Origin of the sequence: Streptomyces sp. NPDC059452, from assembly GCF_042750035.1 — a bacterium.
Taxonomy (GTDB): Bacteria; Actinomycetota; Actinomycetes; order Streptomycetales; family Streptomycetaceae; genus Streptomyces.
This window is the reverse complement of sequence record NZ_JBHYVE010000037.1, coordinates 17,310-26,849: the sequence shown is the minus strand read 5'-3', so window position 1 is coordinate 26,849 and position 9,540 is coordinate 17,310. Positions and strand designations below refer to the sequence as shown.

Here is a 9,540-nt window from a genome sequence, read left to right as displayed (position 1 = left end):
ATCGAACGCGGACCACCGTACGCCTCGGGGCACTCCCTAGGGAGCGAGGACGTCCAGTTCGTGCAGGGCGCCCACCGCGATCTCCTTGGTGATGCGCTCGGCGGCCTCCGGGTCGCCCTCGCGGACCGCCTCGGCCAGGCGTACGTGGAGGGTGACGGCGGCCGGGTCGGGGTCCTCGAACATCACCTGGTGGTGGGTGCGGCCCGCGAGCACCTCCGCGACGACGTCCCCGAGGCGGGCGAACATCTCGTTGCCGGAGGCGTTGAGGACGATCCGGTGGAAGGCGATGTCGTGTTCGAGGTAGCCCTCCAGCTGCTGGCCGCGCGAGGTGGCGACCATGCCGAGGGCGCGTTCGGTGAGCTCGGCGCACTGCTCGGCGGTGGCGTGGCGGGCGGCGAGCGAGGCGGCGACCGGTTCGATCGCGGAGCGCAGCACGGTGAGGGAGCGCAGTTGGCGGGGGCGGTCGGCGCCTGCCAGGCGCCAGCGGATGACCTGAGGGTCGTAGACGTTCCAGGTCTCGGTGGGGCGGACGGTCACCCCGACCCGGCGGCGGGACTCGACCAGGTGCATGGACTCCAGGACCCGGACCACTTCGCGGACGACCGTACGGGAGACATCGAAGCGCTGGGCGAGCTCGTCGGTGCGCAGGACGCTGCCGGGCGGGCACTGGCCGGAGGAGATCTCCAGGCCCAGGGTGTCCAGCACATGTGTATGCAGCCCCTGGCCCTGTGTGGTCATGGGTCAAGCCTACGGGGCACCTCTCGGGAACAAAAAGTACGACGTATACGTCACAGCCTCTTGAATAAGTCGTACCTAATAGGTTTCAGTAGCGCGACGGACCGATGTCGAAGAAGACAGCGAGACACCCCCATGAACACCGCACCCCCCATGAGCACCCCCCACGTCGTCGTGGTGATGGGCGTAGCAGGAACCGGCAAGACCACGATCGGTCCCCTGCTCGCCGCCGAACTCGGCGTTCCGTACGCCGAGGGCGACGACTTCCATCCCCCGGCCAACATCGCGAAGATGTCGGCCGGCACCCCCCTGGACGACGAGGACCGGTGGCCCTGGCTCGACGCCATCGGTGCGTGGGCGCGCGGGCGGACGGGGCTCGGCGGGGTCGTCTCCAGCTCGGCGCTCAAGCGGTCCTACCGCGACCGGCTGCGGGCCGGGGCACCCGACGCCGTCTTCCTGCATCTGACCGGCGACCGGGCACTGATCGAGGAGCGGATGGCGGACCGCAGGGGCCACTTCATGCCCACCGCACTCCTGGACTCCCAGTTCGCGACGTTGCAGCCCCTCCAGGCCGACGAGGCCGGGGTGGACGTCGACGTGTCCGGCACCCCCGAGGACATCACCCAGCGAGCCGTCGCCGCGCTGCGCCGGCTCGACAGCTAAAGGATCATCACCGTGACCAGTCTCAGCGTCGAGATGCTGGCAGCGGACGCCGCCGAAACGATCACCTCGGCAGGCAACGCTCAGTTGGGCATCGCCGTACTGGCGGGCATCGCCGTCATCGTTCTCCTGATCACCAAGCTCAAGATGCACGCGTTCCTGGCGCTGACCATCGGTTCGCTGGCGCTCGGCTCCTTCGCGGGAGCCGCGCCCGCCGACACGATCACCAGCTTCACCGCGGGGCTCGGTTCCACCGTCGCGAGCGTCGGCGTCCTCATCGCGCTCGGCGCCATCCTGGGCAAGCTGCTCGCGGATTCGGGCGGGGCCGACCAGATCGTCGACACCATCCTGGCGAGGGCCAGCCGGGGCGCGATGCCGTGGGCGATGGTCCTCATCGCCTCGATCATCGGGCTGCCGCTCTTCTTCGAGGTCGGGATCGTGCTGATGATCCCGGTGGTGCTGCTCGTCGCCAAGCGCGGCAACTTCTCCCTGATGCGGATCGGCATCCCGGCGCTGGCCGGGCTCTCCGTGATGCACGGGCTCATCCCGCCGCACCCCGGCCCGCTGGTCGCGATCGACGCCCTCGACGCCAACCTCGGTGTGACGCTGGCGCTCGGTGTGCTGGTCGCCATCCCCACGGTGATCATCGCCGGTCCGGTCTTCGCCCGCTACGCCGCGCGCTGGGTGGACATCGAGCCGCCGGAGAAGATGATTCCGCAGCGCCCGTCCGAGGAGCTGGACCGCCGCCCCAGCTTCGCCGCCACCCTGGTGACGATCCTGCTGCCGGTCGTGCTCATGCTGCTCAAGGCGCTCGTCGAGATCGTCGTCGACGACCCGGAGAACGGGTTCCAGCGGGTGACGGACGTGATCGGTTCGCCGATGATCGCGCTGCTCGCCGCCGTGCTGCTGGGCATGGTCACCCTCGGCCGGGCCGCCGGGTTCACCCGGGGCAGGCTCGCCGGGACCGTGGAGAAGTCGCTCGCCCCGATCGCGGGCATCCTGCTGATCGTCGGCGCGGGCGGTGGCTTCAAGCAGACGCTGATCGACGCCGGGGTCGGCCAGATGATCCTGGACTTCTCCGAGAACTGGTCGATCCCCGCGCTGCTGCTCGGCTGGCTGATCGCCGTCGCGATCCGCCTCGCCACCGGCTCGGCCACGGTCGCGACCATCTCCGCCGCCGGTCTGGTCGCCCCGCTCGCGGCCGACATGTCGACCTCGCACGCGGCCCTGCTGGTGCTGGCGATCGGCGCCGGTTCGCTCTTCTTCAGCCATGTGAACGACGCCGGGTTCTGGCTGGTGAAGGAGTACTTCGGGATGGACGTGGGCCAGACCGTGAAGACCTGGTCGGTGATGGAGACGATCATCTCGGTGGTGGCCATCGCCTTCATCCTGCCGCTGTCGCTGCTGCTGTAGCGGCCCCGCGGATGAGAAGCGCCCGTCCCGGTGGAGTCCACCAGGGCGGGCGCTTCTCATCTGTACGTGCGGGCGCTTCCCTCCGTACGTACGGAATCCTCAGCGGCGGGTGGTCTCGTTCTCGGCCGCCTTCTCCAGCTGGAACGCCTCGTTGCCGAGGCCGATCCGGGCGTGCACCTCGGGCTTGACCTTGCGCAGCACCGCTCCGTAGACCAGGCCGCCGACGAGGGCGGTGACGGTCACTCCGGGCAGCAGCCAGTTGAGGGCCGAGCCGGAGCCGGAGCCGACGAGGACGTCGAAGTCGCGGACGGTAAAGACGGCGATCGACAGGAGCGCGACCCCGGCGAGGCCCGAGGCGGCCAGCCGCCAGGCCTGGGCGCGGCCCGCGCCGCGCTTGACGAAGAAGGCGATGACGGCGAAGGAGGCGGCGGCCATCAGCAGGATGACGCCGAGCGCGCCGACGTTGCCCATCCAGGTGAAGAGGCGCAGGACGGGGACGGTGGGGTCACCGATGTGGTTGCCGTCGGTGAGGGCGAAGGCCAGCACGATCACGACGGAGATGGCGGACTGGAGCAGCGAGCCGATGCCCGGTGCGCCGCTCGCCCGGTTGGTGCGGCCGAAGCGGGCGGGGAGCAGCCCCTCGCGGCCCATGGCGAACGCGTAGCGGGCGACGACGTTGTGGAAGCTGAGGAGCGCGGCGAACATGCCGGTGACGAAGAGGATGTGCAGGACGTCGGTGAAGGTGGAGCCGAGCCGCTCCTCGGTGAGGCCGAACAGCATGCCCGGGCCCTCCTTGAGGGAGGTGTCCGCGATGAAGCCGGGTCCGGCGGCGACGGTCAGCGCCCAGGAGCTGATGGCCAGGAACAGCGCCGCGTACCCCACGGCGAGGAACATCACCCGGGACACCACGATCTGCGGGCGGCTGGTCTCCTCGGCGTAGACCGGCGCCTGCTCGAAGCCGACGAACGCGGCGATGCAAAAGCAGAGCGCGGTGGAGAGCCCGGCCCCGGTGAGCGTCTCGGGGTTGAACGCCGCGAACGAGAGCCCCTCGGGGCCCGGCTCGGAGACGGCGGCGATGTCGAAGATCACGACGAGCAGGCACTCGATGACCAGCAGGACGCCGAGCACCTTGGCGTTGAGGTCGATCTTCAGCCAGCCGAGGATGCCGACCACGACGACCGAGATCAGTGCGGGTATCCACCACTGGACGTCGATACCGGCGTACGTGGAGAGGATGACGGAGACCTCGAAGCCGAGGATCCCGTAGATGCCCACCTGCATCGCGCTGTACGCCACCAGCGCCACGAGCGAGGCCCCGGCACCGGCCGTCGGGCCGAGGCCCCGGGCGATGTACGCGTAGAAGGCTCCGGCGTTGTGGACATGGCGGCTCATCTCCGCGTAACCGACGCTGAACAGCATCAGGACGGCGCCGAGGATGACGTAGAGCAGGGGCTGGCCGACGATGCCCATCACGCCGAAGACGGTGGGCATCACCCCGGCGACCACCATCAGGGGGGCGCTGGCCGCGAGCACGGAGAGCAGCAGGCCGGGGGTGCCGAGGCGGTCGGCGCGCAGGGCGCGTTCCTCACCCTTGTACGTGTTGATCCCGCCGGTATCGCCGGTCGGCCGGGTGGTGCCGGTCTGCCGGGTCCTGCCTGGAGTTGAACTGCCCGTCGACATGGCGGGGGTGGTCCCTTCTTCCTTCGGTTCTCGGTTCTTCGGTTCTCGGTTCTTCGGTTCTCGGTTCTTCGGTTCTCGGTTCTCGGCTCTTCGGTTCTCGGTCGAACGTGGGTCAGGGGGTGCCGAGTGCGTGGTCGCGTGCGGTGGCGAACGCGGTGTACGGGTCGCGGCCCGCGTACGACCAGGGGGCGGCCGTGGCATGCGGGCCGATGCGGTGGAAGAGGGCGGCGGCCTCGGCGGTCCGGCCCTCGCAGACCTTGGCGTGGGCCAGGAAGTTGAGGTCGACGCGGTGGCGGGGGTGGTCCTCGCGCTCCCATTCCAGCCACCAGTCAAAGGCGGCCTTCATCACCTGCCGGGCCCGCCGCCCCGACCAGTGGCCGGACGCCACGGGGTCGCCCGGCTCGCGGCCAGCCGCCACGAGTACCCGGTAGCGCTCGGCGTGGGCGACGACCGGGAGCACGGCGAGCGGCGAGTCGGCCGGGGCCTGTTCGGCGGCCCAGGCGGCGAAGTCGTACACCTCGTGGAGCGGGTCCTGCCCGCTGTCGGGGCGGCTCTCGGCGAGTTGCGCGGTCATCACATGGTGGGCGTGGTGGTGCTCGGGGTGGCGGGAGCGGACCTCCTCGAAGAGCCTGCCGGTCTCGTCACCGCCGTCCTCACGGCCCCGGTCCAGGAGGAGCAGGGCGAGCCACGGGGTGGGGTCCTCGGGGGTGGTCCGGGCGGCGGTGAGACAGGCCTGCCGGGCGCGGGCGGCCTCGTCGGCCTTGGCCTTGGGGCGCAGGGCCCGTACGACACAGGCGCAGCCGAGGAGGGTGGCGGCGTCCGCGCTCTCGGGCTCGGCGAGCAGCCAGTCGCGGGCCCAGTCGGCGGCGGACGGGATGGCGGCGAGGCCGAGGAGGCGGTGTCCCCGGCGGTCCCAGTCGTTCCCGGTGGCCACCAGCAGGGCGCGGGCCTCGCCCCACCTTCCCTGGGTGAACCGGCTGCGCGCGTCGATGAGTTCGTGGTCGTCCAGGGCCGGGTCGAAGGCATGGTCCGAGCGGCCGCCCCGGCGGCGGGAGCGGCCCAGGGGCGGCGGTGGCGGGGACATGCCGCAGGCTTCTTTCGACGCGGTGTGCGAGCAGATGATCGCGCACAGCAAAGCGGTAGGCGCCACTCCGAGTCAAGGGGAGCCCTTGGGCAACTCCGCCTACTTTCCGGATAGTTGGCCGGAACCCATCCGGCCGGGTGGAGCGTTTACGCAGCGTGCGGGTGGGGTGGGCGGGTGCGGAGTGACGCCTGACACACTGAGGGCATGGAACCTCGTGAGCCCCTGAGCCCCTTCCTCCTCGCCTTTCCCGGCCCGCTCCGCGACCAGCTGGTGGCGGCGGTGCTCTCCGGCGAAAAGGTGTCCACCACAGGGCTGTTGGCCGAGTACGAGCTGGAGCGGGAGGAGCTTCCGCCGGTGGGCGAACGGTCCGCGCTGATCGACTCGGAGGGGCGGGAGGTGGCGGTGCTGGAGATGACCGAGGTACGGGTGCTGCCGCTCGGGGAGGTCGATCTCCAGCATGCGCTCGACGAGGGCGAGGGGTACCGGTCGGTGGCCGAATGGCGTGCGGGGCACGAGGCGTTCTGGCACGGGGAGGAGATGCGGGAGGCGATGGGGGATCCGGCGTTCACGGTGGATGACGGGACGATGATTGTGGCGGAGCGGTTTCGGGTGGTGGAGCGGTTGGATGGGGGTGGGGGTTGTGCCGGTGGGGCCTCCGGGTGAGGCCCCGGGGGGGGAGGTGCGGGCGGGCCTTCGGCCGGGTGGACGCCGGGGCGCTGCCCCGGACCCCGCTCCTCAATCGCCGGAGGGGCTTATTTTCGTGCCCCGGTCCGCTGTGTGTGGGAGGGGGCTTGATGGGTGGCCCCGGTCCGCGAGGAGTGGGAGGAGCGGGAGGCCAACCCCTATGGCAGGAGCGGGAGGGCGAAAGGCCAGCCCCTCTGGCAGGAGCAGGAGGGCGAAGGCCAGCCCTCCTTGGCATGGGCGGGAGGGGCGGAAAGCCTACGTGGCGATCGCCTTCGCCGCTGCCCGGCCCGCCGCTCGGCCCGAGAAGATGCAGCCGCCCAGGAACGTGCCCTCCAACGAACGGTAGCCGTGGACTCCGCCGCCGCCGAAGCCCGCCGCCTCGCCCGCCGCGTACAGGCCCGGGAGCGGGGTGCCGTCGGAGGTGAGGACCCGGGAGGAGAGGTCCGTCTCCAGGCCGCCCAGGGACTTGCGGGTCAGGATGTTGAGGCGTACGGCGATGAGCGGGCCCGCCGCCGGGTCCAGGATGCGGTGCGGTTTCGCCGTACGGATGAGGCGGTCGCCGAGGTAGGCGCGGGCTCCGTGGATCGCGGTGACCTGGAGGTCCTTGGTGAAGGGGTTGGCGATCTCGCGGTCGCGGGCGGTGATCTCGCGGCGCAGTTCGGTCGCGTCGATCAGGCCGTCGCCGCTGACCGCGTTCATGCCCCGGACCAGGGCGTCGAGGTCCTGCTCCACGACGAAGTCCGCCCCGTGGTCCATGAACGCCTTGACCGGTGCGGGCACGTCCGCGCGCGCCCGGCCGATCACGTCCCGTACCGACTTGCCGGTCAGGTCCGGGTTCTGCTCGGAGCCGGAGAGGGCGAACTCCTTGCCGATGATCCGCTGGTTGAGCACGAACCAGGTGTAGCCGTGGCCGGAGCGCATGATGTGTTCGAGGGTGCCGAGCGTGTCGAAGCCGGGGAAGAGCGGGACCGGCAGCCGCTTGCCCCGGGCGTCGAGCCAGAGGGAGGAGGGGCCGGGCAGGATGCGGATGCCGTGCTTCGACCAGATCGGGTTCCAGTTCTCGATGCCCTCGGTGTAGTGCCACATCCGGTCGCGGTTGATGTGGTGGGCGCCCGCCTCCTCGGCGATGCCCAGCATCAGGCCGTCGACGTGGGCGGGGACGCCGGAGAGCATCTTCTCGGGCGGGGTGCCGAGCCGCTCGGGCCACTGGGAGCGGACCAGGTCGTGGTTGCCGCCGATGCCTCCGGAAGTGACGATCACCGCCTGGGCCTTCAGCTCGAAGGTGCCCGTCGCCTCCCGGCTGCTGGCGGTGCCGCGCTCCGCCCCGCTCGGCTCCAGGATCTCGCCGGTGACCGTGTCCAGCGCCCCGGCCGTGCGGGCGAGGCCGGTGACGCGGTGGCGGAACTTCAGCTGGACGAGCCCCTTGGCGACGCCCTCGCGCACCCGCCGCTCGAAGGGGGCGACGACGCCGGGACCCGTACCCCAGGTGATGTGGAAGCGGGGTACGGAGTTGCCGTGGCCGGTCGCGTCGTAGCCGCCGCGCTCCGCCCAGCCGACGACCGGGAAGATCCGCAGCCCCTGCCGGTGCAGCCAGGAGCGCTTCTCCCCGGCCGCGAAGTCGACGTACGCCTCGGCCCACTTCTTCGGCCAGTGGTCCTCCTCGCGGTCGAACCCGGCGGTGCCGTACCAGTCCTGGAGGGCCAGCTCCCGGCTGTCCTTGATCCTCAGCCGCCGCTGCTCGGGCGAGTCGACGAGGAAGAGGCCGCCGAACGACCAGTGGGCCTGCCCGCCGATCGACTGCTCCGGCTCCTGGTCGAGGACGATCACGGAACGGCCCGCGTCGGCCAGTTCGGCGGTGGCCACGAGTCCGGCGAGCCCTGCCCCGATCACGATCACATCAGCGTCGTACGCCATGGGTTCCATCCTGTCGGGGAGGGGCAGCCGGGAGGGCTCGACGGGCGGGCAAGTTACCCGTGCGTCAGATCTTGGGTACCGGCCGCGGCCACGTCAACCACCCGGGTGCTGTTGGATGAAACGTATGACGCCTTCTGACGAGATCCTGGACATCGTCGACGAGAACGACGAGGTCATCGGGCAGGCCCCGCGCGGCGAGGCGACCGCCCGGGGCCTGCGTCACCGCTGTGTCTTCATCGAGGCGCGCGATGCCGAGGGACGCGTCTTCGTCCACCGCCGGACGGCCACCAAGCTGGTCTTCCCCTCGTACTACGACATGTTCGTGGGCGGGGTGGTGGGCGCGGGCGAGTCCTACGACGAGGCGGCGCTGCGCGAGGCGGAGGAGGAGCTGGGGGTCTCGGGGCTGCCGACCCCCGAGCCGCTGTTCCGGTTCCTCTACACGAGCGCCGAACACACCTGGTGGTCCGCCGTCTACCAGGTGCGGTGCGAGCTTCCGGTCTCCCCGCAGGCCGAGGAGGTCGCCTGGCACACCTTCCTGGACGACGCGGAGCTGGAGGAGCGGCTCGGTGAGTGGCTGTGGGTGCCGGACGGGGTGGACGCCTACCGGCGGCTTCGGGAGTTCCGGGCGCCCTGACCTCGTAAGGTGCCGGGTGTGAACAAGATCGCGCAGAGCGTACGGCTGTGGTTCGCGCCGCAGCGGATCCGGGCCGAGGGAACCACCCCCGACTACCGGTTCTCCCTGGCCAACGAGCGTACGTTCCTCGCCTGGATCCGCACGGCGCTGGCCCTGATCGGCGGGGGCTTCGCCGTGGACCAGTTCCTGCCGGAGCTGGCCTGGGGCGTCCGGGCGGGGCTCGCCCTCGGGCTGCTCGCCACCGGGGTGCTGTGCGCGCTGCGGGCGGTCAACCACTGGGTACGGTGCGAGCGGGCGATGCGGCGCGGGGAGGATCTGCCGGTCTCCCGGTTCCCCACGGTGCTGAGCCTCGTCGTCGCGGTCGTGGCCGTCGCGATGGTGGTGGTGGTCCTCTTCGGCTGGGAGGGCCGGTGACGGCGGCTGCGGAGCGGGACCCGGGGCTCCAGCCCGAGCGGACCCGGCTCGCCTGGCGGCGTACCACGCTCTCCGCCACGGTGGTGGCGCTGCTCGCCGGGCGGCAGGCGCTGCACAGCGGTGCGAGCCCGGCCGGGCTGGTCGCCCTGGCGCTGACGGTGGCGGCCTGGCTGGGGTTCCTGACGGTGGCCCACCTCAGGGTGGTGCGCCTGGGGGTGGCGCGGCCGGAGCCGCTCGGGCCGCGCGGGGCGCTGGCGGCGGCGCTGTGCACGGTGGCGTTCGCGGTGTTCGCGGCGGCGATGCTGTTCTGAGAGCCCTGGGC

Annotated in this window: 10 protein-coding genes; 6 read left to right on the top strand and 4 right to left on the bottom strand. The window is 71.3% G+C overall.

Annotated features, from left to right (window positions below):
* Positions 1-36 precede the first annotated feature (36 nt).
* Complete coding sequence (locus tag ACFW9Z_RS32440; protein WP_384646475.1) at positions 37-738, bottom strand: FadR/GntR family transcriptional regulator; 702 nt, start codon at positions 736-738, stop codon at positions 37-39.
* Positions 739-870: 132 nt separating this feature from the next.
* On the opposite strand from ACFW9Z_RS32440, the gene ACFW9Z_RS32435 reads away from it, so the two are divergent.
* Together ACFW9Z_RS32435 and ACFW9Z_RS32430 are read left to right on the top strand one after the other, a co-directional pair.
* The gene (locus tag ACFW9Z_RS32435) at positions 871-1,398 is read left to right on the top strand and encodes a gluconokinase (protein ID WP_384646472.1); all 528 of its coding nucleotides are present in this window, start codon (positions 871-873) and stop codon (positions 1,396-1,398) included.
* 12 nt (positions 1,399-1,410) lie between these two features.
* On the top strand, positions 1,411-2,808 hold the full coding sequence (locus ACFW9Z_RS32430) for a GntP family permease (protein ID WP_384646470.1): 1,398 nt from the start codon (positions 1,411-1,413) through the stop codon (positions 2,806-2,808).
* A gap of 99 nt (positions 2,809-2,907) precedes the next feature.
* Here ACFW9Z_RS32430 and ACFW9Z_RS32425 read toward each other — a convergent pair whose 3' ends face one another.
* The gene (locus ACFW9Z_RS32425; RefSeq protein WP_384646468.1) at positions 2,908-4,488 is read right to left on the bottom strand and encodes an APC family permease; all 1,581 of its coding nucleotides are present in this window, start codon (positions 4,486-4,488) and stop codon (positions 2,908-2,910) included.
* A gap of 112 nt (positions 4,489-4,600) precedes the next feature.
* Positions 4,601-5,572 (bottom strand): hypothetical protein, encoded by a 972-nt coding sequence (locus ACFW9Z_RS32420; protein WP_384646466.1) that lies wholly within the window; start codon positions 5,570-5,572, stop codon positions 4,601-4,603.
* Between the two features lie 204 nt (positions 5,573-5,776).
* Here ACFW9Z_RS32420 and ACFW9Z_RS32415 point away from each other — a divergent pair, with 204 nt between their 5' ends.
* Entirely contained in the window at positions 5,777-6,235 is a 459-nt protein-coding gene (locus ACFW9Z_RS32415; RefSeq protein ID WP_384646464.1) for an ASCH domain-containing protein, read from the top strand.
* Between the two features lie 276 nt (positions 6,236-6,511).
* Here ACFW9Z_RS32415 and ACFW9Z_RS32410 read toward each other — a convergent pair whose 3' ends face one another.
* The gene (locus ACFW9Z_RS32410; protein ID WP_384646462.1) at positions 6,512-8,170 is read right to left on the bottom strand and encodes an FAD-binding dehydrogenase; all 1,659 of its coding nucleotides are present in this window, start codon (positions 8,168-8,170) and stop codon (positions 6,512-6,514) included.
* A gap of 124 nt (positions 8,171-8,294) precedes the next feature.
* Here ACFW9Z_RS32410 and ACFW9Z_RS32405 point away from each other — a divergent pair, with 124 nt between their 5' ends.
* Genes ACFW9Z_RS32405 through ACFW9Z_RS32395 form a run of 3 tightly spaced genes read left to right on the top strand, consistent with a single transcriptional unit; the run spans position 8,295 to position 9,529 of the window.
* Positions 8,295-8,804: an NUDIX domain-containing protein gene (locus ACFW9Z_RS32405; RefSeq protein ID WP_384646460.1), complete on the top strand. Its 510-nt coding sequence runs from the start codon at positions 8,295-8,297 to the stop codon at positions 8,802-8,804.
* An 18-nt stretch (positions 8,805-8,822) separates the two neighbouring features.
* Entirely contained in the window at positions 8,823-9,218 is a 396-nt protein-coding gene (locus ACFW9Z_RS32400; protein ID WP_384646458.1) for a YidH family protein, read from the top strand.
* Complete coding sequence (locus ACFW9Z_RS32395; RefSeq protein ID WP_384646456.1) at positions 9,215-9,529, top strand: DUF202 domain-containing protein; 315 nt, start codon at positions 9,215-9,217, stop codon at positions 9,527-9,529. Before ACFW9Z_RS32400 ends, ACFW9Z_RS32395 begins: the two co-directional genes overlap by 4 nt.
* Positions 9,530-9,540 lie beyond the last annotated feature (11 nt).